Here is a 23,915-nt window from a genome sequence, read left to right on the forward strand (position 1 = left end):
CCCCCAGCGGCCTACTCCATAGACGCCTCGGCACGCTCATACTCTTCGATCATCTCCGCGTCGACGAGAGCCGGGAAGCGCTTCGCGGCGTCGTGCAGGCTGATGCGTTCTGGTTCCGCGTTGCCAATGGAGTCGACAAACTCGCCCACCCGAACCGGGAAGTCAGACTCGAAGGAATCGTCGAGGTCCGGCAACTCGACGGTCACCCACCTCTCGCCGGACTCCTCGTACTCCTCGATAGCGCGGAAGCCGACCCCGGCCGGGTAGACACCCACGGCCGGGAGGCCTCGCTCATCGTCGACGATGACGGGTTGACTCTCGCGGAACGCGAAGGCTCGTGACATGAGCACACGCTACCAACGCGCACGCGGGTCGAGCCGTCCCCAGGATCGCCTCTATCCGGCTCCTTCACACAACCGAAGAACCCCGCAGCCGACAGGCTGCAGGGTTCATGCTTTTTGCCGCTGCCTGAGTACGCGCACCAGATTCGGGCCACTCGCACGCCCGCAATAGTCGAAGGGGTCCGCTCCCTGCAATGGAGCTCGCGTCATGGAAGTGTCGCCGGCGAACGACACCTGATGAGCTGCACCCGCTGAGCTGTCCTGTAGGGGCGATGTGAACAGAACAGCAGACGATCGATGCCAAAGCCACGTTCTGGCCGACGTCTCGGAGATGAGCGTCGGCCGTCACCGATAACGTATAGCCATTACGTGGGGAGACGTTCAATGAAGAGCAAGTTCAGGGGCTACTACCCTCCGTCCGACGACGAGATGAGCAAGATCTGGGACGAGGGTCTGATCGTCCTCGACACCAATGCGCTGCTGAACATCCTTCGCTATTCCGCAGTCACGCGAGACCAGCTGCTCGATCTACTAGGTAAGAAGAAGGATCAGATCTGGATTCCATATCAGGTCGGCCTGGAGTTCCATCGAAAACGTCGCGGTATGCCGGGCGACTTGACGAAGGCGTTCAACGGCGTGCAAGAAGCCCTCAACGACGCGGTCAGCAACGTTGAGACAGCACTTAGCACGCTGGGGCGTCATGCTCAACCGGAGGCCGACGAACTTCGCGCGGCGTTCCAAGAGCACGCCAAGCAGCTCAAGAAGAAGGTGAAGCGTGCGAGCGAGAAGCATGCCGAGGCCGTCACGTCAGAGCAGGTGCAGACTGCGACGTTCAACCGGATCTCTGAGTTGTACGCCGGTCGCGTTGGGGAGCCGTACATCGAGGATGATCTGAAGAAGCTCTACAGAGAGGGAACAGAGCGCTACGACAAGCGGCTTCCTCCGGGCTACATGGACGCCGCGGACAAGAAGGACGAACGCAAGTACGGCGACCTCGTCCTCTGGAGACAGATTCTGGATCACGCCAAGAACGTGAAGAAGCCGCTCCTGTTCGTTACGGATGACAACAAAGAAGACTGGTGGCACATCGCGAGCGGGAAGACCGTTGGGGCGCGGCCCGAGCTCATCGAGGAGTACTACGAAGCGTCGGGAGAACGCGCGCACTTCTACAACCTGAGACGCTACCTTGCGTACGCCCAGGAGCGCGGTGAGGACATCAGCGACGAGTCGGTTGCCGAGGTGAAGAAGGTATCGGTGCAGCTGGAGCCGTCATCGGCGGAACAGGTGGCGCGCAGGATGAGGGCCACGAAGCGCTACAACGACCTGATGCGTGCGATGGCCGAAGTAACCCCAGCCCTCAGCACAAGCGAGGCGTACACTAAGCTCGCGAAGGCAGTGGGCGAGATGTATCCGCCGAACGCTCTGACGGAACCCCGCGTCGCGGACTTCATAAGAAACTACGGTGAAACGCCAATAAGCGGCGTCACTAGCATCGAGTATCCGAGAGCCGCCGATTTCCTGCTTGCAAAGGCAACCGAAGAGCAGCAAGCCCGACGGAGCGCAGTACTCCACATGTATGACCGGAGTCTCAGCGAGCGCAAACGAGCAGCGGAAGCTGGCTTCGAAGGCCTCGACAACGATGACACCGAGGATACCTCGGACGACAAGATAGATGAGTGAGTCGCATCTCCCAAAGCGGATCGAATCTCGCGGAGGCTTTGGCTGAGTTGGGGGTTGGCATCGCCTCGATGTGAGTGACACGAGGACAAGTCGTGGGCCGCTGGCGACCGGTACTGCACCGACCGTCGCCGCGTTCTCCGTCCTGGACAACGGTCGACGATTCTCTCACTTCGCCGATCCTCGGCCCACGCTATCCTGTTCTCCGTTCCGGTCGGGGGCTTCATTCTGGGGTTGTTGCTCTCTGCGGTGTGGGGTCTGCTCGCCTTCGCCATCGGCGGCATCTGGAGCATGTTCCTGGGGATCGTCGCCGGAGTCGTTGTCTTCGTTGTTGCCCTCGGACTCCATCTCGGGGTCAAGGCATAGCGACAGAGCACTGACCGTGTCGGTGACCCGCGGCATGCTGACAATGACCCCGGAAGGATACTCGTGACGGAACCGACCGGCGCCTCGGACGCCACCTACTGCGACCCCGCGCTCTACGACGTCATGTGCGACGCCGCGAACGAACTGCGAGGCGAGTACATCTGGCTCTCCCGCCATGCGCCGACTGCAGCTGCGCGAGACACAGCAGCAGCGGCGGAGGTCGCCATCTGGCAGGAGATGTACCGCGTGCCCGGCTCAGACGCGGGGGCGCTCCGCGCGAAGACAGCCGAGTACCGGTCGCGTTTACGGGAACTGCGATCTCAGTAGAGCGCGTCACGACGTCGGCGGCGCTGCCAGCGAGGCCAAGGCCGACTCCGAGCACGTTCACGAATGACTCCGTCATTCAACGCGTGACGATGGAACACGAGCACGCACAGCGAGCCGATCAACACCGTTCGGAGGCAGTATCTAAGTCCTCGAGCACGTGCGAAGTTGAACCTGCCTCGCATGCTTCGCGCAGCCGAGAATGCTGTTGCGGCGGGGGCGCGTCGCGGCCGCAAGGAGAGCCGTTCCTACCCGCAAAAATCACAGGCAAGCGGGCGGACTCGACGCGGCAGACCGTCTCAACCGTCAGCCCGGCCCGAGCGCATGTCTCATAGGCGGCGAAGACTGACGCGCCTGCGCCAGCGGCTAGACGACTGGGTACAACGGGTAGTCGAAATCCCCGCCTGTGGCGTAGACAAGCCAGTCGGTGACGACGAACTCACGGCCACAGCCATCCTCACTCACGCGATGCTCCACGCGATCACCCTCGTCTTCACTCCGAACCCTGAAGATCGGCACCGATCCGGCAGCGGGGCAGTACGGGCACGGGCGAAGCTTGTGGTGAATACCGGACATTGACTTCCTCCAAAAACAGACAGCGGGAAAGGGGGCTGATGGCCTGTGGGTCCGCGTGGCGGTCTGTTTGATAGCTGGAAGCGACAGCCGTAGCTACGTCGAGACCATGGTAGCTCACGATGGATCGGGTCGGGTTCACCGTTCCATGTTCAGAGCAAGTGCTCGATAGTCGAGGGCTGCGGCTCGCGCTGCGCACTGGGCCGGGACCACCGCTTCGTCAGACACACGCCGGCGCGCCGATAGGCTGTGGCCATGATGGCTGAGCTGCCGCCTGCAGGGTGGTATCCGAGGCGCAGTGAGATGCAGTGGTGGGACGGAACCCGCTGGGGTGACCCCGCACCTCAGGCATCGCAACCAGCTGCACCGGCGTTACCAGCGCAGTACGTGCAGCACCCCGTGGCCACGTCATCCCCGACCACCAGCGCCAGTGGCAGCAACGGCCTCGCGATCACGGCACTGATCATCGGTATCGTCGCGTTCTTCATCGGGTGGATACCCGTTCTGGGTTTGCTCCTGGGCGTCGCGGCGACCGTCCTCGCGATCCTCGCGATCACCAGGATCCAGTCCAAGGCGATGAGTGTGGTCGGCCTTGTCTTGGGTGTTCTGGCCGCTGCGACTTCTCTCGTCGTCACCGTCGCATTCACTCTGGGGATGACGCTCTTCCCGGCAGGGTCGTCCGGGTGCCGCCAGCAACGGCGAGTCCACCAGTAGCAGCGCACCGCACCCTACTGCATCATGCAGCACGGCAGTCAGCGGGGTGAGCACGGCGATGAACGAGCACTACACCACGCATCCCTTGTTCGGCCCTGGCGTCGACGCCCTCTACGCCGACGGAAAGCTCTCAGACGAAGAGAGTGCGACGCTGAACGAGTGGACCGCCGACGAGGAAGAGCGCTTCAACGCCGTCATCGAACCCGTCTACGATGCCTGCGCAGGCGTCGAGGATCTCTACGCGGCAGCCTATGAGCACCGCGGCGACGCGGACTGGATGCTCGCGGAGAACGAGTACCAGACCACGGCCGAACTCAAGAGCTTCTTCATCCAGTCCTTCTGCACCGACAAGACAGACAGGCCTGCATGCCATGACTTCGATGCCGCCGACTGGCAGTGATCGAGCATCAGTAGACTCTCTCGGCCGATCTCAGCCATGATGTGACCATGACTCTCAGCGGACACGACAGCATCATGCTCGAGAAGCGTGAAGCGCCGCGGACCACCCTGATGGAGCGCTTCATCTGGACGACATTCGGATGGTGCGTGGTCGCCCTAATAGTCCTGGTCCCTATCAGCGCCTCGGTGATAGCTCAGGCACCGCCTGGGGTCGACGCTTTGCTGATTGGGGCTTGCTACGTAGCAGCGGGCGTTGCCGGTGCGCTCTTCGTGCCCGGGCTCCTTCTCACCGGCATCCGCCAGCTGATCCCGCGACTGCTCGACGACCTGCGCAGCCGGCATCCCGACACAGGCAGAGAGCCTAGAACAGACAGAGAGCCTAGAACAGACAGAGAGTGAGCCGACTCACCTGGGGTGCCCGCCCCTCGATCTCTCGCTCTCTCACCCAAGCTGAAGAGCCCCGTAGCCGACAGGCTGCGGGGTTCTTGTTTTTCAATCTCGAGTGCTCTGGTCGCAGGTCTGGTTCAACACCCCCAACGAGCGCCTCAACAGGGAGATCCGCCGCCGCACCGACAGCGTCGGGATCTTCCCGAACCGTGACGTGATCGTCCGCCTCGTCGGCGTCGTCCTCGCCGAGCAGACCGACGAATGGGCAGAAGGACGCCGCCACCTCGGCCTCGACATCCTCGCCAAGTCCCGCCTCACCCTCGAGACCGACACCGATACCGATGCCGAAGCGGAGGCGATCGACCGGCCTGTCCTCGAGCTCAGCGCCTGACCCATCAAAACGAAGGACACCGAGCTACACCACTTCGCGGGGCTTGACCCCGCAACTCTGAAGAGTCCGGGAAAGGCGCAACGGCCGAGGGTATCAGCTCTCATGCGGGACATCTGTCCCCCAAACACCCTACATACAGCGTCTATCGGCTCCGCGTAGCGTGGCCTCTTGAGACATAACGGCTGAAAGGAAGCACATGAGACTCGGGAAAAAGTACAGCGTTCTCGCTTCAGGGGCGGCAGCTCTCCTCCTGATATCTAGCGTGACGCCCGCCTTCGCGTCGACCAGTGAAGCGGACCTCATCGCCGAGGCTGTGGAGGCGGTCGCCCCTGAGGCACTCTCTGCCGCCAGCGTCGAACTCGAAGAAAACACGTTCCGCGCAAGCTTGAACAACAGTTCCGCAGTGGAGCTGCCCGTCGATCCGGTTGAAGGCGTCACATTCTCGGCTCACGATGACCGATCGGAGGTGACGGTTACTCTCCCTGGTGCACAGGCACTGAAGAACGCCACTGTGGCCAATGATGGCTCGATCACGTTTGCCGGCGACGCACACACTGCGGCCTTGAACGTCCTGCCGGCCGCCGGTGCGGTGCGCTTCAGCACCGTTATCGATTCCGCCTCTCAGTCCGAGTCATACAGCTACGACTTCGGAGAAGCTGCATCTGTGGAGATTCAAGATGACGGATCGGTATTGGTGTACGCGGTGGATAGCACCACGGATGGCGCAACGGTCGAAACCGTCGTAGCGGATGTGCGAGCACCGTGGGCATTCGACGCGAACGGGGCAGCAGTGCAGACCCGATACGTGGCCGACGGAAGCACGCTCACCCAGGTTGTTGAACACGTCGGTGTTGATGTTGCGTACCCTGTGGTCGCAGATCCGACGTTCGATTCTCCGCTCCCGCTGCAATCGCGCGTTCGATTCAATCGTGCCGAGACGAAGACGATCTATGAATCAGGTGCGCTCGGTCTAGGTGGTATCGCGTGTGGACCAATGGCCTGGGTCTGCATCGCCGCTGCCGGCGTCCTCGTTTACAATGCGGGAGTCGCTGAGAACTCGAGTCCAAAGATGTGCACCCAGGTCACGCTCACTTCGATTCCCCCTACCCCCATCTGGTGGGTGGACAACTATCGTGGGGGCCCGTGCCGCTGAGCGCAGGAAGGTAAGCCATGGTTGAAACGACTGACGCACGCAAGACCTGGTTTCAGGTAATAACGCGTCCGCGTCGCCGCCTGTTCATCACGTTGGCGGTGTTCGCATTGTTCATCGCGGGAGTTCTCGCCGGTACCTACTGGGCTGAGCAGCCTCTGTGGTTCTACGTACCAGCCATCGGAGTGCTGCTGTGGTGGTACGCCGCGATGATGCTCAGGTACCGCCAGGAACGTCGGTGCACCTGACCAGGAGCGGGGTGCGTCCATGCGGGCGCTCCCCGCGTCCGGGACCTCCCGCGGATGGCCAGATCTGCGCCGAGGGTTCGCAACCCGCCTGATAGCCACCGTTTCGCGGTGAAGACGAGTAGAATTGGAGATCAGGAGAGGTGGTATCGATGACTGCACGACGCGTATCGACCGGTGTTCTTCACCGCCCCGCCGTCGACGTGGATCAGACCCTCGCCCTCATCGAAAAGGGTCAACAGCTCGCTGGCCACTTCCCCAGCGACAGCGCTCTCAACAGGGCGCGGCGGATCCTAACCGGTGAACTCAGCGCCGCGGATGCCGAGGCCGAGATGAATGAAGCTCTCGCCCGTATCGTCGCCCGTCAGCGCGCTGTCTCGCATGGCAGCTGACGACCGGTACACGATCCCTGGAAGTGGCGGAGTACTTGAGAACAAGCTCGGCCTGACCACCCAAGAGGGTGTCGACGAAGCGATGAACGAAGCCGCGACAACCCGGTGGGCGATCATGGTCATGGAGCCGATACCCGATCGACTGGACATCGAGTACTTCCGCTCCATTCACCGCCGGTTGCTCTCACCGGTGCTCGACTGGGCCGGAGAGGTGCGTCAGCGAGGCGATGAGGTGGTCGCTGGCGGCACTGGCATCGTCTACGCCCGATCCGAGTTCTTCCAGAATGGTCTCAACGATGTGTTCGACACGCTGGCCACGGAGGACTATCTCAAGGGGCTAGGCACAGAAGAGTTCGCTGCAAAGCTCGCGGATCGCTGGGGCTACCTGACGACGGTGCATCCGTTTCGCGACGGGAACACGCGCACACAGAGCGCCTACGTCGATCGCCTCGCGACGCGCGCTGGACACCCGATCGATTGGCAGAAGGTAGACGTCCCCACCCTGCGCAGCCTCCGCCTCGCGGCCGTTACCGGGAGCGAGAGACCGCTGGCGCAGTACCTCGGAAGCGTTCTCCTCGAACCCGCCGGTCCGAACCTGAGGGATCAGGTGCGGAGCACGCTTCAGTTCCACAGAGATCTCGCTCTCCCCCGTGAGTCGTCGAGGGGCATCAAGTTCCGGCTCGCCGAACCGCTATCTGACGCTCCCGCACCGCCAGAAGGGCACGACGGGGCAAGCGCTCAGCCGTAGTGCTCGCCGCCATCGACTGAGAGGTCGTCGTCTGACGATGGCCGAAGTGTCTACAGGCCCCGGATACGCGCCCGCTCCGCCTCCCGGAGCTTGTTCTCGTGCCGGAGGAGGGCTTCCTCCGTGACCTCTCCCACAGCGACTGCGTGCAGTGCGAGGAAAGCAGCGAGCACGCCCATCGAGACCAACCCTGCCCCAATACCCAACCAGACGATGTTCGCAGTCGCGTCACCGACACTGTAGATGGACCTTGTGTCTGGCCACGTTGACCCCGCGATGATGGCGATAAGCACTCCGAGGCCGATCATGACCCCCGCCGTCCAACCTAGGTATTTCATAGCCTCACCATAGCGCGCACAAAGGGCGCCAACCGGGCTACGCATCCGTCTGAGCAGCACCCTATCTCGGCCGCCTGACAGCAGGGTGCACATACGCCGCAACATGGAGGCGCTGATTCTTGCTCTCCACCCGCTCTCCGAAGACAGGGCACCCACACACCACCCCATGGATAGGCTGTGGCCATGACGAGCCAGCTCCCTCCGCCAGGGTGGTACCCGACTCCCTCCGGTGAGATGCAGTGGTGGGACGGCTCTGCCTGGTCAGAACCGGCGACACAGCCGACGAATCACACTGCGGGGCCCGCCACAGCGCGCACCGGGTCCGCAACGGCGGCGTTGATTGTCGGCATCGGCGCATTTCTGATTGGCTGGTTCCCGATTATCGGCGCGATCATCGGCGTCATCGGGGTCGCGCTTGGTGCAAGCGCCCTCCTGAAACGCCAGCCCAAGGGGCGTGCGGTCACCGGCATCGTGCTGTCCGCTCTCGCGATCGTGTTCTCGATCGTCGTGACCATCGCTGTCGGGCTCACCCCTCCGGCCGAGGTCGCACCGTCGAGCTCCTCGTCGCCGGCCGCCGAAGAGACGTCCGATGACGAGCCAGAAGACGCCAGTAGCGAGGAGATCGAGCCGGCGACACCCGATGAGCCTGCAGAGCCCCCGACGAAGAGCACCGACACGACGATGACCGACCTGGGCTGGTCGATCTACGAGAGCGGCAACATCTACTTCCGGTTCGCCGACAAGAGCAGCTACACCTGCGGATACACTCGCTGTTCCTATGTCGAGGTCATGACGATCAGCGGCTGCCCGAACATGCTCTACGTCGAAGCCAGCCTCTTGCAGGGCGACACCGTCGTCGGAATGACCAACGACGCCCTCGGCCAAGTGCGTCCCGAAGAGAGCGCGTTGGCACACCTACAGGACTTCAACGACAGCGCGGATACCTTCAGGCTGTCGGAGATCGCCTGCTACTGACACGGAGACGAGAAGCACCGTCCGCCCTCTACGACTCAGTCGGGCAAATGGCGACGTCGCGTCTCCCGCTGAAGAAGGTCGCTGCACTCAGCCCTGAGGCCGATGCGCGCGCAAGAGGTCTTCCGTCGTGCGCAGCGCCTTCTCGGGGAACGCGTCGATCTCGTCGAGCATCTCGCCCACCAGCCGGGCGCCGGCGAAGGATGACACGATCCGCCAGGCAAGATCGTCAACATCGACGTCAGAGTCCACGTCTCCGTCGTCGATTGCTTCTCGAAGGTGGCCGGCGATGGGCCCCAGCCATGGCCGGAACGGCACCGGCAGGTCGGCGGGGATGATCGCCCGCTCCTCCATGAGCCTCATCGACGCGCGGGCTGCCACATCGGAGACATACAGCGCGCCGACATGACGGACGATGCTCAGTACGGCCGCGGTGCCTCGGGTGGCAGCGCCACCCGCTGGAGACACATCAGGTGCGAGGAACGCACCGTTCTTGAACGGAGCCCATGCGACCTCGTGGGCGAGCTTCGGCTTCGACGGGATGTAGTGCTGTAGCGCGTTGCGGTGCATGCCCAGCTTCTCGGCGATCGCAGCGTAGCTCGTGGCTCGGTAGCCCACCGAGGCGAACAGCTCAGCGGCGGCTTGGATGATCTCCTCGCGCTTGGTCATACCAGCCATAATACAACTGTATTAGTCTGATACCGCTGTATCAGCTTCATGCACGTACACCATTGAACGGGTCGAGCTCTCAGCCTCACCACGTTCCGCAAGATGAGAGGTCTTCCATGGCACAAGAGCCCACGCTCGCGGAGCTCGTCGCACAGAACCACCGCGAACAGATGTTCGCCCAAAGCGCCGCGGCCGCGGCGAACCTGAGGTTGCAGAGCGCACAACTCGCGCAGGGAGAGGCCCAGATTGCCCAGACAGCGGCGATCGCGCGCGAAGCTGCTGCACAGAGACAGATCGCAGAAGAGTCACTAGCCGTGCAGCAACAGGCAAGGGACAACGCCGCGCGGGCCGCATTCGCGCTATGGCGTCAGACGCCCCACGGGCAACAGTACGACGAGTGGCGTCAGAGAGCGCAGGCGCTGATCTCGTTGATCACACATCGCGATTCAGCGTGGGCCGAGGGAGTGAAGCAAGATTGGGGCCATGCGGTCTCCTCCATCGACCTGAACGAGCTACGCCAGCTCTCTCGGAGGTTTCGCCCCACCCCGGACGGGTTGGTATGGCGCCACACACCTTCTGCCCCCGCACCCCGCAACAAACGCGGTAGCACCCTCACCATCGCGGGGCGGTGTGTAGCGGGAGCCAGCGCACTCTATTCCATCGTCGGATGGCTCTGCTGGTTTCTGCTTTGGACGCAGTGGACGCCCGCGCAGTTCATGTACCAGACCGCGAACTGGGCACTGATCGGGTTCGCTGTCGGACTCGTCGTTCTCGTTATCGGTAAGCTCACGCCGCCGACACACTCAGAACAGGCGCACGCCGACGAAGAGAAACGCCAGTTTCTCAAGGTCAAGGAACAGGAACTCGCGGAAGCAACTGAGAACTGGAGTCGCATCAGTGATGTTCTTGAACGCAACGGCGCCACCATTGATTCAGATGGGCGAGCTGCGATGCCAACTCACTGGACATCGGTAGATACCGCCACAGTTGTCGCTGAGCTTGAAGAGTTCATCGAGGCGGCGATCATCGAGCACCCCACCCCGGACACGCTTCCCACGCTGGCGCTACCGACGCTGAACGAGATCCCTGCCGGAATGAGATCTTGCAGCTCCCTCATCACACGTTGGGGCACCGGCGAAGCCAGCCCGGACGAGGAACCACCAGCCTCACACCCTGAGACGAGAGAACCACGATGACCAGGAAGAACACTGACGAGGCTCAAGAGCCTCAGATGCCTCAGCTGAAGGCCTCAGACCTCACGACGCGCAAGCAGCGCGTATGGATCACCATCGCCATTGCCGTCGGCGCCGTCGTCATCGGTGGCGCGATCGCCACACCCGAGATCGTGCACAGCGTCCAGCACTCGGAGGCCACGAGCGCGTTCGTGGCCAGCGAGCAGAGCCTCGCAGAGGCCAGCGCAGAGCTGACGGCGGCCGAGGCGCGGCTCCAGAGTGCCGTGGTCACCGCCGGTGAGCGCTACACGGCGCTGAAGGCACTCTCGGACGTCACGCCAGAGACCTATGTCGCCGCCCCGGCGCTGTTGGCCGACTACGACGCATCGCTCGCCGAGTACGCAGAGATCGCCGAGCTGGTGCTCGACGATGACACGCTGAACCTCGTCGTCGCCGACGCAGAAGATGCTGAAGCAGAAGCACTGGCCGCCGCCAAACCGACACCGGTCAAGACACCCGCGAGCCTTGAGGCGCTCCGGGAGCAGGCAGTCACGCTGGCAGCCAGCGCCGAGGATCTGCGCGACGACGCAGCCGCGGTCACCAAGCAGGCCGACGACATCGAGGAAGCCTACGAGCTCATCCTCGCGCAGCAGCGCGACATCGCAGAGTCGGCTCACGCACGTGGTGTCCAGCTGGCTGGCTCGCTCCCCGAGAAGGCTGACGCGAAGACCAAGGCGGCGTTCACCGCCGCCGTTGCCGGTCTGGACGCAGATTCTCTGACCGAGGACGACGACCTGGCCGCTCTCGTCAAGACGTACGTCGACGCCTGGGGCGCCGCGAAGAAGTCTCACGATGCCGCGGTCACGAAGGAGAAAGACGCCGCCGCCGCCAAAGAAGCCCAGCGCCAGCAGAACACCCCGGTCAATCGTGGCGGTTCGACCGGAGGCGGGAGCAGCAGCTCACACGGACACTCCGGTGGCTCGTCGTCTTCCTCGGGAGGCGGTGGAGGATCTTCCTCGTCAGGAGGAGGCGGAGGCGGAGGAGGTAGCAGCAGCTCCGGCGGCGGACAGACGCCGTCGATCCCGAACCGCGGCAGCATCGTCAAGACCGGAGGCGCTTGCCTCCCGAACTACGGCTCCGGAGGTGCCGTCTCCGCGAACTGGGCCAGCAATCTCGTCGTCCCGCACGACGCTGTCATCACCGGCACCAGCGAGAACCCCGGCGTCTCGTGGAGCGTGAGCTTCGCCTGCGACTTCTAACGCTGGTCGTACCCCCCCTCTTTCCCCGTCGCTGAAGAACCCCGTAGCCGACAGGCTGCGGGGATTCTTGCTTTCTCCCTCTCGAGCTGCCGAACGAACACGTGCCCGCGAAGCGCGGCTCGACCGCGCTCACTACGGGCCAGAACTCCGCCATACCGAAGGTTACGCCGTAACTTTCGGTATGGCGCGTTCGTCACGACGAACGACTACACGCGCAGCCACATCTGGCACACCCCCGACGTCCCCGCCGCGCTCGATCGCTTCGGAGCACGCGACAGGCGCCGGGCGCTCTGACTCACGGTCTCTCGCTACGCGTCTGCCTCTCCGCTGTCGCGTGCGAGCCATTCGAGGAGCTCGTCGTCCGAAGAGAGCGTGACCAGCTGGACCAGCGCCCAGTTGTCGCGGTGATTCGGGGCACCCTGAAGTCGCGCCTCCCAGTCCTCGGCGTACTCACGAAGAGAGAGCACCAAGCCCTCAAGCGCACCGTCGACGGTCGAGCCCTCCGAGACGAACGGCCGGCCTGACATCAGCGCGATGACGCGTCCGTCTTCGTTCGCCAGCTCCACGCGCGGAGAGACAGCATGGAAGAAGAGCGCCCTGAGCTTGTCGGCCGGCATGACAACCGAGGCCCGGCCCTCACGAGCAACAGTGACAGAGCGACCGCGCTCGGTGGCGTCGAGGACGTCCTTGAAGTGCGTGCGCGCGCTGGAGTAGGAGGGGTGGTCAACAACTGATGATCGGTGGTTGCGGGCAGCTCTGGCGGCCGCGCGCGCCTCCTCGGCACGGTCGACGAGAACGCCGTACATCTCCCCCGCCGTCAGGTCAGGCTTTTCAACCAGGAGCTCACCGACGACCCGAGCAGCGTACTGCGCGGCAGCGGCATCCATATCGGCTGTGAGCCCAGGGTCACCGGACATATCTCCTAGCACCACCGTCACCCTCACCCTTCGATCCAGTCGCCGTTGGCGTCCCGAGTCAGACCGTACACCACGCCCTCGACACCGACCTCGGAGCTGCTCATCGTTACCAAACTGGCCTCAGCGACGACGTCGATGCCCTCTTCGCTCATAGCAAGGTGATGGAGATCGATCGCCCCGGGGGTGTCGGCGCGGTGGGCACTGGGGCTGCAGGCGACGACGTGTGTGAAGCGCGTCACATCGTCGGCTTCAGCGAATACACCTTGCTCCGGAACACCGTCCGCCAGCACAGCAGCATCGTGAACGGAGTACTCTTCCTCGACGAGCACGTAGCCCTCAGACCCGAGGAACAGGCGGTGGTAGGCGTTCTCCGCCGCCGGCGCGGCAGCCGAAGTCTTCAGGGACTCCTGCACACCGCCCTCGACGACAGCGACAGCAGCGTCGACGATTGCCTGCGCGTCGCCCCCCTCGACAGCCTCTGGATCGATCCAGTTCGACAACACGTGGGCAAGCCTCGACAACAGTTCCTGCTCCACCTCGACAGGGTCAGGACGATCGTGGGTGTAGGTGAACGTCTCAGCGTTGAATTCGCGCTGCTCGATGACCTCGTCCAGGTGCTTCTGGAACCGCGCGTTGACGTCGAGATAGAGCACATCCTCAGCGTCGCGCCGATCGAACATGCTGCTGAGCCGGTCATCGATCTGATCGAGACCAGCCTGGAGGTCAGCATCGGCTTCCGCCTGACCGTACAGCGGGGCGATGATCTCCTCACGACCTCTCTCTGTGTACTCGACATCGACTTCGATGGCGCAGCGACCACCATCAACCTCGACGCCACGGACGGTGAACGCGTCGACGAGCTGCTGGTCCTCGGTGAACGGAAGCGCCGCGCGAGCGTCGTCCGGGATGGCGAGCCGCACGGAGGAACCGGCGTCGAAGCCCTGCGGCTGAGCGCTGTAGTCGAAGCTCTCCGCAGCGGTGCACCCCGTCAGCACAGCGACGGAGGCCGCGAGGAGGGCGAGAGAGAAGGCCCCGCGTCGTGCGGCAAGTGTGTTGTCGGTCATAGGCAGGCCTCCGAAGTAGTGGAATTGGTATACGTTTCTGCTACATCAATTCTACCCCATCGCGAGGGGTTGCGCACCCCTCCCGCAGGGGCGCGCACGGCGGGTAGCCCCTCTCCCGAGAGGGACGACCCACCGCTGTGCGCTCAGCGGCAGTAGGCGACGACGACCCGGTGCCCGGGCAGGTCCACCCCGTCGGGGTCGATCTCGACCACGATGTCAGCCAGCCCCGCGAGAGCCTCCAAGGCGACCTCATCGGCGTCGGAGAGCTCCGGGAGCTGGGCCACGACGCAGTGCGGCTGTCCGAACCGCCGCCACAGCGTCGCACTGCCGAGCCACGCCAGCGAGGAGCTCTCAGCCAGCAGCCGCATGAGCACGTCGTCGCTCCGGAAACCGAAGCGCTCATCACCGAAGCAGCCGGCCTCGCAGGCGCCGTCGATCAGCCAGTGGAGACAATGGATCTCCGCGTCCGCGTCGAGGTACGCCTCGTGACGGCGCATCCACGCGGTGAGGGGGCTCTCGACCTCGATCACGATCTCGATCTCAGTCTCAGCGGCAAACGGGCGGTCGATGGTGCTGTACATCACAGGGGTTTCCTTCAGTTCATGGGATCACGTCATGACTGAGGCCTGTTCACGTTTGCTTTTTCCGAAGGAGCCGGAGGGAAGCCAGTTCTTTCCTGGCCCGCGTCGATCGCACCCTGCTGCAGCAGTCGCACTGGAGGGGATCACACCCGCGGTACCTAGACTCTAGGGTTCTTCTCCCGCAGTCAACGACCGTCGGGAAATTGGTGACAACCCCGTCACCCCCAACGCAGACGAGGACGGTACGGGAGCTTCCCGTACCGTCCTCTGTCCGGTCTCGTGATCAGGCTCGTCGAACGACGACGAATCCCGTGCTGCGGCTGTACCAGCCGCCATTGTCGTCCACCTCAACCTCGAAGGCGGGGTGCTCCGCCAGCACGGCGAGGGCCTGTCTGCTCCGGTCATCCAGGCCGTATGGTTGCGAGACGAGCGCGGCCGGCTCACCGTCGCGGGTCCAGGCGGTGACGTGGTCCATCCAGGAAGTGCTGCCGCCCGCAAGGGCGACGTAGTGGGGATCCTCGCTCTGGATGTGACTGCCGTCGACGACACAGTGGTACCGGCAGCGCCCCTCCGAGAGCCAGTGCAAGCACCGGCGGTACATGGAGGTGTCGCGCCTGATCCGTAGCCCGTGCGAGGTCGCCCACTCGATCATGAGCTCACGGGCGCGCAGATCGATGTTCGGCCCGTAAGTCCAGTCATACACCCACCCCCACCGCTGCATCTCTCGGGGTCGGGGCTTCAGCCCGATGCGCTCGGCAGCAGCGTCAGTTGCGGCTACCCGCTCGCGCTCGTCGTCCGTGCTGTGCAGGAAGCACACCATCCGCTGACGGCTCTGGGTCTTGTCCGTCCACAGCGCGGCGCTGCTGCAGCACCGAAAATCACGGGTCGTCATCAGTCCTCCTCATCGATTCCGGCGGCGGCTGCCTGCACGGCTTTGGGCACTCTGCGGACGATCGCTCCCTTGTACCGCGGCGCCTTCGCGAACGCGACGATTCGACGCGGATCGTTGCCGGCGTAGTTCTGGTTCATCCAGTCATGGAGGTCGTAGCGGGCAATCAGCGGCTCGGGCTCATCCATCTTCGTGCCTGTGCGGTAGACCTTGCGCCGATCGGGGTGAGCTTCCCACGGCCCCGCGGCGTCTTCCGCGACAACGGCGAAGAACTCCTTGTCGAACTCGAGGCGCGAGAGCGGATGGGAGGAAGGATTGTTGTGTGTCAGCCACGCCTTGTAGAGGTCGTACAGGAACACATAGGGTACGAGGTCCCAGACCAGAAACGGCTCGACGCTTTCCCAGAACTGGCGGACAGCGGAGTTTGCCAGCATCTGTTCGTGCAGTGCCTCCCGTGAAGCGTCAGCATCCGCGAACTCGTAGTAATCGGGTATCCCACTGAGCACGAGCTTGAGGACGTACTCGCGGACGTCAGGCCGCGTCATGTAATCGTCGCGAATGTAGCTGCGCTCCACGCCCGTGAACGACTTCGAGAACGGGATCGGGAGCAGACGCCGCTTCATCGAGCCCGTGCGGTCCTTGAGCTTCGGAAGAGAGTTCACGCACTGGATCATGAACCCGTTGTGCTGGTGCTCCACAGACAGTCGATTCTTCCGGTCGATGTGAATGGGGTCCCCCGTGATGACGGCCTTGAGCTTCATCAAGTCGTTCATGTAGGACTCGTTGTTCTCATCGCACAAAATGGTTCCGCCCCTCGTCAGCCTTTCCATGTGGAAGCCGTGAAACTCGGACAAGGCCATAGTGATGAAGCCTCCAGGGCCAAGAACCCCCCGGATCAGTTCCAGCAGGGTGCCCTTGCCGTTGTTGCCGCGCTCATCGAAGAGCAGTGCGGTCTTCTTCCAGCGGACGTATGGCCGCACACAGGCACCGATGGCCTGCAGCATCAGTTGTGTGAGAGCCGCATCGCCGTTGAACAGGTCCAACAACCAGGCATCGAACTCCCACACCTGACCGTCGTGCATGGTGATCTGGGGGCTCTGCGCCGAGGGATTCCAGTCAGTCCTCACCTTGTTGAGGAACACGACCTCGGGATCGAACTTATGCAGCTCCTTCGTCATGTAGTTGAAGATGCCGTTGTTGACCGCGATGAGGTCGCGGTCTCTGTTCTGCGTGACGACGTCCACCTGCACGCGCAGCAACGCGAGGATCTCCCGGTGATCGCGCTCAGTTGCGAGCATGTTGTACTGCATCGCTACGGCTCGGATCGTGGCTTCGTCGGTCGTGTAGCAGCCCAGCTCTGGCCCTGAGTGCTGATACATCCCCAGAAGCAGTGCGTCACGGTTGATGGAGGAGGCGTCAGGAGTGATGCCAACGACCCGATGCACACGGGCCAGGATCGTCGCGATCTGCGCATTGTGAAGCGCCTTCAGCTTCGGGTGACGATCGCGGCCCGTCAGCTGCGCGTTCAGACCAGCGATGTAGTCGTTGCAGGAGCCGATGACGCTCTCCTTGATGGTGATCGCGTCGGGCCAGCTCTCGCCCGGCGCCGGCGCGACGCGATCGAGGTAGCGCTCGACGGAGCGCAAGAGAACATTGTCAATGAGCGGGGAGAGAGGGATCTCGCCCGCCTTCTCCGCGGTGGTCGTGGTGGTGGTGGGTTCAGACGCTGGCTGAAACTCAACGGTCTGTGACATGCGAGTAGGTACCTTTCGTCACACGACGGAGCAATCTCGTCGCTGTGTGTAGAGGTGACCTCAGCTGCGCGCTCAAGCGCGAACAGAAAAAGCCTCCCGTGGGAGGCCGCACCCCGCATATCGGAGCGCAGGGTGCGGCCGAAGCGTTCGAGATCGCGCCAAGAAAGGCGAAGTAGCGTAGTTTTTCTCGAACACAGGGGTGCAGATCTAGCACCCACGGGGGTTGTTGCTTCCAGCCTAACCGAGGCCCAGTAAAGGAACCAACTCCTCAGCCTGGGAAACCCTTATGGACTGCACCGGCTGACTTCAGCGGTAGGGAGCGCGAGGGTGTGTACCCACCCTCGGGTGTGTACCCACCCTTGTACCCAGGGCAGTGGGTACGTCAAAAACCGCGTGTTTTCAAGGGAAAACGGGGCATGTACCCAATGTACCCACCTTTTCGTCAGTCGGTTCCCACTAGATACATGCTTGGCGTCTTTTTCTTACACACACGTAGTGACTCTCTTTTTCTGGGTACATGGGTACATGGCCTCAAAACCCGCGTAATTCCGCGGATTTTGGTGTACCCACTGCCCTGGGTACAGGGTGGGTACGGGTGGGTACAAAGGTGGGTACATCGCCACAACCAGGTGGGCACCCTCGCCCCCACCTTGCTGCGCTGAAGCCCGCACTGAAGGCATCGCTCTCCCCGGTCGCAGCCCTGGCGCCCCCGCACCCCCACCCCGCCCTTCACGTGTGGTCGCTGCGGCGCAGCGTCTGACTGACGAGCTGCTCTCGCCGCTCGTCGCGATCCTCGGCGGTGCACGATGAACGCCGTCGCGCCTGGACCCCTCAGACCCCGTCGTGGACGCTGTGTCGGTGGTCTCGACAGGCTCTGCGCAGACCCCTGCCCTGGAGGCACCCATGCCCCACGCCTTGTCGCTGAAGCCAGTCGAGGTCGCCATGCAGCCACCGCCACTGCTACGCATTCACTACTTCCCGACCCCCTCACCCCCACCCTGTCACTGGTGCTCCGAAGTGCATCGCGGTGACTTTACTGGTAGTCTTTAACTAGCAGAAAACACCTTCCAAGGAGTATGAAACGTGAACAACAAGAACACCCTCGACCGTCCCCACGGACAGTCTTCGTCAGTCACTGAACGCGAGTATGCGTTGTACCTGGTCGCGTTGGTGAACGGTGACAGCGCTGGAGTGCCGGCGGAGGTTGTGGACGCGTGGCGACGTGTCAGCACCTGGCTGGGCGTTCGTCTGGCGTACGTGACCCCTGCGGGTATCGAGGTTCTCTGCACACAGCAGGCGTACCGCCTCGGTGCCACGCAGCCCTACGTGGTCGAGGTGCGTTCCCTCCTGACGTGGTCGTGGCTGGAGCGCACGCGCAGCGGCGACCACGTCGAGGTCTTCATGGATCTGCCTGCCGCTGAAGTCGTCGGCCCGGGCCGGCTCTGACGCCTCGACGACCGCCCCGGCCTGTTCGCACTCATCCACACACACACCCTCAGAGAGAGACCATCATGTTCTTCCGTAGCCGGTATCACGCCACGCCCCTCCTCGACCGAATCGCCGACGCTCTGCTGGTCAGCGGCGTGATGTTGCTGCTGCCGCTGGTCGTCATCCCCGCACTCACGCGCTGACGCTCATTCACATACCCCCTTCGGGAGCACAGGCAGTCGCGCCTTCGGCGCGCCTCAGGCACTGCAAGGCAGTGCCCGGGACGCCCCCGCACTCACGCGCTGACGCTCATTCACATACCCCCTTCGGGAGCACAGGCAGTCGCGCCTTCGGCGCGCCTCAGGCACTGCAAGGCAGTGCCCGAGTCACTCGGCGAGAGCAGTCCTTGCTGACGCTCATTCACATACCCCCTTCGGGAGCACAGGCAGTCGCGCCTTCGGCGCGCCTCAGGCACTGCAAGGCAGTGCCCGAGTCACTCGGCGAGAGCAGTCCTTGCTGACGCTCATTCACACACCCCCTGCGGGAGCCCAGGCAATCGCGCCTTCGGCGCGCCTCAGGCACTGCAAGGCAGTGCCTGAGTCACTCGGCGAGAGCAGTCCTTGCTGACGCTCATTCACACATCCCCCCTACGGGGAGCACAGGCAGTCGCGCCTTCGGCGCTCACGCTCGGTGCGGCAAAGCCGCACCCGAGTCACTCGGCGAGAGCAGTCCTTGCTGACGCTCATTCACACACCCCAATCAGAGAGAGAGCCCATCATGCGCTTCCACCGCAGTCGCTTCCACCGCAGCCGGTATCACGACAAGCCTTTCAGCGACCGGCTCGCTGACGCTCTGATGCTCAGCGGCGTGATGCTGCTGCTGCCGCTGGTCGTCGCTCCGGCGCTCCTGCGCTGACGCTCAGTCACACCCCGTTCGGGGCGCGTACACACACACCCGCGGGAGCAGTCCTTGCTCACGCACATCCACACGCCCCGCCGGGGCATCCCCTGAAAGGTCACACCATGTCCATGTCAACGCTCACTTCCTTCTTCCAGCGTCATCGCGTCGGTACCCTCGTCACCGCAGGCAGCGTCAGCGCTTGCCTGATCGTCACCGGCATCATCGGCACCGCGCTGTCCGCGCACCCGTCGCCTCACACTGCTGAGCGCGACGCCTCTGTCTCCGCCGAAACGCTGGTCGAGTACGCGGACATCCCGACCCTGGAGGTGCCTGGAGACGCCTCTCGCACGCCGTCGCTGCCCACCGAGGGCGCGCCGGTCGCCGATGCTCCTGAGACCAAGAAGCCCGCCGCACAGCCGAGCCCTGCGCCCGACGCGCCGGCGACCAAGAAGCCGGCTCCTGTCGTCGAGGCTGTCTCGGCAACGCTCTACGTGACCGCGCCCTCACTGAACATCCGCTCAACGCCGTCCACCAGCGGTAACCACGTTGGTTCCCTGTCGCACGGTGCCAAGGTCGCGGTGAACGGCAAGCAGAGCGGCTGGTACCGCCTGGCTGACGGCCGTGGCTGGGTCAGCGGCGATCACCTGTCCTCGAAGGCACCTGCCGCTCAACCGAAGCCCGCTCCTGTCGAGGCTGTCTCTGCAACGTTCTATGTGACCGCGTCCTCGCTGAACATCCGTTCGGCGCCATCCACCAGCGGCAACCGCGTCGGGTCTCTCTCGCACGGCACCAAGGTCGCGGTGAACGGCAAACAGAGCGGTTGGTTCCGCCTGGCTGACGGCCGTGGCTGGGTCAGCGGCGATCACCTGTCCTCGCAGAAGCCAAAGCCGGCCGCACGCCCGGTCTCGTCGAACAGTCGGGAGGCAGCGATTGCGGAGGGCCGCCGTCTGGGCGTCCAGGTTGTCTTCGACTCCGGCCCTGACGGCACCAGCGGCCATTTCGGCAAGTTCTGGCCGCACGCACCCAACGTCGCCTACATCCATCCCAAACTGATCGGGGACTGGCGACTCATCTCTGTCGTGCGGCACGAAGCGGCCCATGCCGAGATCTACCGCATCTGCGGCACTTATGCACCGCTCATCGCCGGTAACCGAGCGCAGAACATCACCGACGCTTTCGCCATGGAGTTCTACGGCGGGTTGGCCTGGAGCCACTACCCTGCCGGCTCCGGTGACCACCAGGCCGCCAAGGCCATCCGCGCCGGCAACTGCGGCTGAGCCGCGCTCGTCTGACAGCCCCGTCTCTACTCCTACGAGGGAGAGTCGGGGCTGTTGGTGGCCTGCAGGCGTTCCCGACGCACCAGCTCGCCCTGAAGCTCTCGGTCGCTGAAGGCCGCCAACACATCCACGATCAGGGTCTGTCGCCCGGCTGCACTCGCCGCCGCCAACGCCTCCTCGGAGGCGAGGCTCGGTGGTGGCGCGTCGACACCCGTCTCTTCGAGCTGTTTGCGCAGCATCTCGGCGGCGCGCGTGCGGCCGATCTCGATGAGCTGAGCGGGTGTGACACTGAGCTCCCGAGCGATCGGGACGAGCACGCGATCCGTGGGGTCGACGACCCTGATCAGCTTCTCCTTGATGGGCTTGCCATGCTCGTCGAGCTCTCCTGTCGGCTCGCCCGTGACGTGCCGGAAGCCGTTCAGGGTGATCGTCACGGTGCCTGCACCGATACCCGTCGCCTTCGAGAGCTCAGCGACGGTCCATGACGATCGCTTGTAGGCCGAGTGCAGCAGCAGGGATGCCGCCGGCAGGTCGAGCTCGGTCTTGGGAGGTGACGGTCGTCGTGCCATGACCATGATCCTATCTTGTACCAGAACGCAACCGCCCCCCGTTCCGTGTGGTAGTCTTTTTATGCAGTACTAAATGCGCATAAAAATTACGAGATAAAAGGGAGGTGAGAACCTGAAGACACGGCACCCCAACGCCCGACTGCGAACGCGAGAGGCAGCCGAGTTCCTGCAGCGCGCCCCGCAGACGCTGGTCAACTGGCGCCACACAGGCATCGGTCCGGTCTACGAGAAGGAAGGGGCCGCCCGCACGCGCGGCGCCCCCGTCTTTTACCGGGTCGTTGAGCTCGAGAAGTACCTCGCTGAATATCCCCCTCGTCGATCCAGCAGACCCGGCCGCAACCCGCGGTAACCCACCATCACCACCATCACCACCATCACCACCACCATCACGATCGGAGCCAACTACATGGCAGATTCCACGACCATCACCGGCCGCCGGAAGGCCGTTTCCATCGCAGCTGCTGCAGCACTGCTGACCTGCGGCATTGCTGCCGCTACCCCGGCGGCAGCGGTCGCTTCGGACGGCAGCGGTGCGGGCGGCGGCGGGGTCGGCGGCTACTTCGCTGACTTCTACGCCCTGGAGCTCACCAAGACGGACCCCGCTGGCAACCCGCTGGCCGGGGCCACCTACGAGGTCTCGTTCGACAACGTCGACGGCAAGCCGGCGTTCAAGCACGCCCCCGTACTGCTCAGCGACGACGACTTCACGCAGCATTCCGCTGAGGAGATCGCGGCGATGGGCGACGCCTACACGGAAGGGCTGCCGGCGTTCACTGACACGGTGTACGACCACAACCAGGGCCAGGACACCGTCACGGTCACCACCGACGAGAATGGCCTTGCGCAGGTCTATCTCGGCACCTACTGGGGTGACAGCCAGGACGGCTTCGGCAAGCTGACGGTCACCGAGACCCAGGCTCCGGAGGGCTTCCTGCTCGACGAGACGCCCGCGGTGTTCGACCTGGCGAACCTGACCGCGCCCGCGGAGGAGGTCTACCCCGACGGCGCTCGACCGGATTGGGTGGGCGAGACGGAATTCAACAACGACCTCTACAACAAGCGCATCGTTGGCGAGATGCTGATCAGCGACCGGGATCTGGAGGACTCGGTCAGCATCTCGACGCCGCGCACGCGTGAGCTGACGGGCCCGTGGGGCTCAAGCGAGCACATCAGCGACCTGCCGTCGTCGATGTACGCGCTGACGCACGCGATCTCCTCCGCCGACGCTGTCGGTGGTCCGGCATCCCTCACCGCGGTGAACCAGCCCGACCCCTCCATCGGCGTGATCACCCCGGTGACGCCGGTCACTCCGGTCGTTCCCGAGCCTGAGCCGAAGCCTGAGCCGAAGCCCGAGCCGAAGCCTGCTTCGTCGAAGCCGAAGCCGCAGCCCGAGAAGGACCTCCCCATCGTCGCGGGATAACCCCACCCACGACGACACCCCGAACGCCGGTCTCCCCTGGGGGCCGGCGTTCCTCGTACCTAGGCAGATTCTTCCCGACCACCAGGAGAACAACCCATGAAGACCCTCTCGAAGCCCCAGGCGCCCATCCTCTCGGCAGTCGCCGCTGCTGCTGCACTCGCCTGTATCGGGGGGCTGGCACTCAGCGCGGCGACGCCTGACACCGACGCCACTGCCCCCGCGCCGATCGCGTCGACCGCAGCGCCGAGCCCGTCGACGACGGTGCCCGAGACCCCCACGCCGGTGCTCGTCCCCTCTGCCGCGCAGCTGGAGGCGCTGCCTGAGGCGCGGTACGACGCGGTGATCGCTGGCCTGCTGCCGTTCGATGGGACCCTCGCCTCGGACGCGTCCGCGAGCGTTTACCGACTCGCCGACGACCTGGCCCTGTACGGCGAGGATCGCGTCGAGCCTGTGGCACGCCTGGCCGCGTGGGATTTCACCGCGGAGCAGACGGTCACCGTGGCCGCTGCCGTGGACGGTGAGTGGACGCTGGTGCTGACCCCGGCCCGGCAGTCACTACCCTCGCAGAACGGCGGCACAGCACCCGCACAGAGCGCCGCCTGGGTCCTCACGACGGATCTGCCGGCACCGGAGACTGTCGAGGCTCATGTCACTGCGTCCATCAGCGACCAGACCGTGACGGTGCGCAACGGCGACAGTGTCGAGACGTACAGCGCGGCTGTCGGTCGTGCCGGCACGCCGACACCGACCGGCACCGGCTACCTGGAGGCGCGGTTCAGCGACCCCTCCCAAGCCAACGGAGAGCCCATTCAGCTCACCAGCCTGCACAGTGCGGTCGCTGACGAGCCGTACCGCGGCGATGACGGCGGCCTGATCGCGATCCACTGGTCAGAGAACACGGTAGGAGCGTCCTCGCACGGCTGCGTGCGCGTCGACACCCAGGCGCTGACCGCGCTGTCGGGGCTTCCGACAGGAACGCCCATCACCATCACCGACTGACAC

The 23,915-nt window shown here is 64.1% G+C and carries 27 protein-coding genes and 1 pseudogene; 20 read left to right on the forward strand and 8 right to left on the reverse strand.

Annotated features, from left to right (window positions below; translation table 11 throughout):
* Window positions 1–11: 11 nt before the first annotated feature.
* The gene (locus PTQ19_RS11920; protein ID WP_274367493.1) at window positions 12–344 is read right to left on the reverse strand and encodes a hypothetical protein; all 333 of its coding nucleotides are present in this window, start codon (window positions 342–344) and stop codon (window positions 12–14) included.
* Between the two features lie 381 nt (window positions 345–725).
* On the opposite strand from PTQ19_RS11920, the gene PTQ19_RS11925 reads away from it, so the two are divergent.
* The 12 genes and pseudogenes from PTQ19_RS11925 (at window position 726) to PTQ19_RS11980 (ending at window position 9,017) form a co-directional block, all read left to right on the forward strand.
* Window positions 726–2,021, forward strand: coding sequence for a PIN domain-containing protein (locus PTQ19_RS11925; RefSeq protein ID WP_274367494.1), 1,296 nt, complete (start codon window positions 726–728; stop codon window positions 2,019–2,021).
* A gap of 234 nt (window positions 2,022–2,255) precedes the next feature.
* On the forward strand, window positions 2,256–2,384 hold the full coding sequence (locus PTQ19_RS11930) for a hypothetical protein (protein WP_274367495.1): 129 nt from the start codon (window positions 2,256–2,258) through the stop codon (window positions 2,382–2,384).
* 63 nt (window positions 2,385–2,447) lie between these two features.
* Window positions 2,448–2,711, forward strand: coding sequence for a hypothetical protein (locus PTQ19_RS11935; RefSeq protein WP_274367496.1), 264 nt, complete (start codon window positions 2,448–2,450; stop codon window positions 2,709–2,711).
* An 825-nt stretch (window positions 2,712–3,536) separates the two neighbouring features.
* On the forward strand, window positions 3,537–3,995 hold the full coding sequence (locus tag PTQ19_RS11940) for a hypothetical protein (protein ID WP_274367497.1): 459 nt from the start codon (window positions 3,537–3,539) through the stop codon (window positions 3,993–3,995).
* 58 nt (window positions 3,996–4,053) lie between these two features.
* On the forward strand, window positions 4,054–4,395 hold the full coding sequence (locus PTQ19_RS11945; protein ID WP_274367498.1) for a hypothetical protein: 342 nt from the start codon (window positions 4,054–4,056) through the stop codon (window positions 4,393–4,395).
* A 47-nt stretch (window positions 4,396–4,442) separates the two neighbouring features.
* Complete coding sequence (locus PTQ19_RS11950) at window positions 4,443–4,793, forward strand: hypothetical protein (protein WP_274367499.1); 351 nt, start codon at window positions 4,443–4,445, stop codon at window positions 4,791–4,793.
* 106 nt (window positions 4,794–4,899) lie between these two features.
* A pseudogene (locus PTQ19_RS11955) lies at window positions 4,900–5,172 on the forward strand (transposase); the annotation flags it as partial.
* Window positions 5,173–5,434: 262 nt separating this feature from the next.
* The gene (locus PTQ19_RS11960) at window positions 5,435–6,325 is read left to right on the forward strand and encodes a hypothetical protein (RefSeq protein WP_274367500.1); all 891 of its coding nucleotides are present in this window, start codon (window positions 5,435–5,437) and stop codon (window positions 6,323–6,325) included.
* Window positions 6,326–6,342: 17 nt separating this feature from the next.
* Window positions 6,343–6,570, forward strand: coding sequence for a hypothetical protein (locus PTQ19_RS11965; RefSeq protein ID WP_274367501.1), 228 nt, complete (start codon window positions 6,343–6,345; stop codon window positions 6,568–6,570).
* A gap of 149 nt (window positions 6,571–6,719) precedes the next feature.
* Window positions 6,720–6,959: a hypothetical protein gene (locus PTQ19_RS11970; protein WP_274367502.1), complete on the forward strand. Its 240-nt coding sequence runs from the start codon at window positions 6,720–6,722 to the stop codon at window positions 6,957–6,959.
* The gene (locus PTQ19_RS11975) at window positions 6,949–7,707 is read left to right on the forward strand and encodes a Fic/DOC family protein (protein WP_274367503.1); all 759 of its coding nucleotides are present in this window, start codon (window positions 6,949–6,951) and stop codon (window positions 7,705–7,707) included. Before PTQ19_RS11970 ends, PTQ19_RS11975 begins: the two co-directional genes overlap by 11 nt.
* A gap of 518 nt (window positions 7,708–8,225) precedes the next feature.
* Window positions 8,226–9,017 (forward strand): DUF2510 domain-containing protein, encoded by a 792-nt coding sequence (locus tag PTQ19_RS11980; protein WP_274367504.1) that lies wholly within the window; start codon window positions 8,226–8,228, stop codon window positions 9,015–9,017.
* 87 nt (window positions 9,018–9,104) lie between these two features.
* Here PTQ19_RS11980 and PTQ19_RS11985 read toward each other — a convergent pair whose 3' ends face one another.
* A complete protein-coding gene (locus tag PTQ19_RS11985) occupies window positions 9,105–9,692 on the reverse strand; it encodes a TetR/AcrR family transcriptional regulator (protein ID WP_274367505.1) in 588 nt (195 codons plus the stop codon).
* A gap of 107 nt (window positions 9,693–9,799) precedes the next feature.
* Here PTQ19_RS11985 and PTQ19_RS11990 point away from each other — a divergent pair, with 107 nt between their 5' ends.
* Together PTQ19_RS11990 and PTQ19_RS11995 are read left to right on the forward strand one after the other, a co-directional pair.
* Window positions 9,800–10,879, forward strand: a complete 1,080-nt coding sequence (locus PTQ19_RS11990) for a hypothetical protein (RefSeq protein ID WP_274367506.1) — start codon at window positions 9,800–9,802, stop codon at window positions 10,877–10,879.
* 35 nt (window positions 10,880–10,914) lie between these two features.
* Window positions 10,915–12,114 carry a hypothetical protein gene (locus PTQ19_RS11995; protein WP_274367507.1) on the forward strand — a complete coding sequence of 400 codons (1,200 nt, stop codon included), beginning with the start codon at window positions 10,915–10,917 and terminating at the stop codon, window positions 12,112–12,114.
* Window positions 12,115–12,422: 308 nt separating this feature from the next.
* Here the strand turns inward: PTQ19_RS11995 and PTQ19_RS12000 are convergent, their stop codons facing one another.
* The 5 genes from PTQ19_RS12000 to PTQ19_RS12020 form a co-directional block, all read right to left on the reverse strand.
* Complete coding sequence (locus PTQ19_RS12000; RefSeq protein ID WP_274367508.1) at window positions 12,423–13,031, reverse strand: type II toxin-antitoxin system prevent-host-death family antitoxin; 609 nt, start codon at window positions 13,029–13,031, stop codon at window positions 12,423–12,425.
* A gap of 23 nt (window positions 13,032–13,054) precedes the next feature.
* Window positions 13,055–14,095, reverse strand: a complete 1,041-nt coding sequence (locus PTQ19_RS12005) for a hypothetical protein (RefSeq protein ID WP_274367509.1) — start codon at window positions 14,093–14,095, stop codon at window positions 13,055–13,057.
* Between the two features lie 143 nt (window positions 14,096–14,238).
* A complete protein-coding gene (locus PTQ19_RS12010; protein ID WP_274367510.1) occupies window positions 14,239–14,679 on the reverse strand; it encodes a hypothetical protein in 441 nt (146 codons plus the stop codon).
* 280 nt (window positions 14,680–14,959) lie between these two features.
* Entirely contained in the window at window positions 14,960–15,568 is a 609-nt protein-coding gene (locus PTQ19_RS12015; protein ID WP_274367511.1) for a hypothetical protein, read from the reverse strand.
* Window positions 15,568–17,319 (reverse strand): DNA primase family protein, encoded by a 1,752-nt coding sequence (locus tag PTQ19_RS12020; RefSeq protein WP_274367512.1) that lies wholly within the window; start codon window positions 17,317–17,319, stop codon window positions 15,568–15,570. The genes PTQ19_RS12015 and PTQ19_RS12020 overlap by 1 nt, the downstream gene beginning before the upstream one ends.
* 1,083 nt (window positions 17,320–18,402) lie before the next feature.
* On the opposite strand from PTQ19_RS12020, the gene PTQ19_RS12025 reads away from it, so the two are divergent.
* From PTQ19_RS12025 to PTQ19_RS12035, 3 genes are all read left to right on the forward strand, one after another.
* Window positions 18,403–18,765 (forward strand): hypothetical protein, encoded by a 363-nt coding sequence (locus PTQ19_RS12025; RefSeq protein WP_274367513.1) that lies wholly within the window; start codon window positions 18,403–18,405, stop codon window positions 18,763–18,765.
* Window positions 18,766–19,524: 759 nt separating this feature from the next.
* Window positions 19,525–19,662 carry a hypothetical protein gene (locus tag PTQ19_RS12030; RefSeq protein ID WP_274367514.1) on the forward strand — a complete coding sequence of 46 codons (138 nt, stop codon included), beginning with the start codon at window positions 19,525–19,527 and terminating at the stop codon, window positions 19,660–19,662.
* Between the two features lie 113 nt (window positions 19,663–19,775).
* Window positions 19,776–20,924, forward strand: a complete 1,149-nt coding sequence (locus PTQ19_RS12035) for an SH3 domain-containing protein (RefSeq protein WP_274367515.1) — start codon at window positions 19,776–19,778, stop codon at window positions 20,922–20,924.
* 32 nt (window positions 20,925–20,956) lie between these two features.
* On the opposite strand, the gene PTQ19_RS12040 is transcribed toward PTQ19_RS12035, so the two are convergent.
* The gene (locus PTQ19_RS12040; RefSeq protein WP_274367516.1) at window positions 20,957–21,493 is read right to left on the reverse strand and encodes a hypothetical protein; all 537 of its coding nucleotides are present in this window, start codon (window positions 21,491–21,493) and stop codon (window positions 20,957–20,959) included.
* A gap of 139 nt (window positions 21,494–21,632) precedes the next feature.
* Here PTQ19_RS12040 and PTQ19_RS15385 point away from each other — a divergent pair, with 139 nt between their 5' ends.
* From PTQ19_RS15385 to PTQ19_RS12050, 3 genes are all read left to right on the forward strand, one after another.
* Complete coding sequence (locus PTQ19_RS15385) at window positions 21,633–21,842, forward strand: helix-turn-helix domain-containing protein (protein ID WP_425313213.1); 210 nt, start codon at window positions 21,633–21,635, stop codon at window positions 21,840–21,842.
* A 57-nt stretch (window positions 21,843–21,899) separates the two neighbouring features.
* Window positions 21,900–22,913, forward strand: a complete 1,014-nt coding sequence (locus tag PTQ19_RS12045; RefSeq protein WP_274367517.1) for a prealbumin-like fold domain-containing protein — start codon at window positions 21,900–21,902, stop codon at window positions 22,911–22,913.
* Window positions 22,914–23,009: 96 nt separating this feature from the next.
* A complete protein-coding gene (locus PTQ19_RS12050; protein ID WP_274367518.1) occupies window positions 23,010–23,912 on the forward strand; it encodes a L,D-transpeptidase in 903 nt (300 codons plus the stop codon).
* Window positions 23,913–23,915 lie beyond the last annotated feature (3 nt).

Source organism: Microbacterium esteraromaticum (assembly GCF_028747645.1).
Taxonomy (GTDB): Bacteria; Actinomycetota; Actinomycetes; order Actinomycetales; family Microbacteriaceae; genus Microbacterium; species Microbacterium esteraromaticum_C.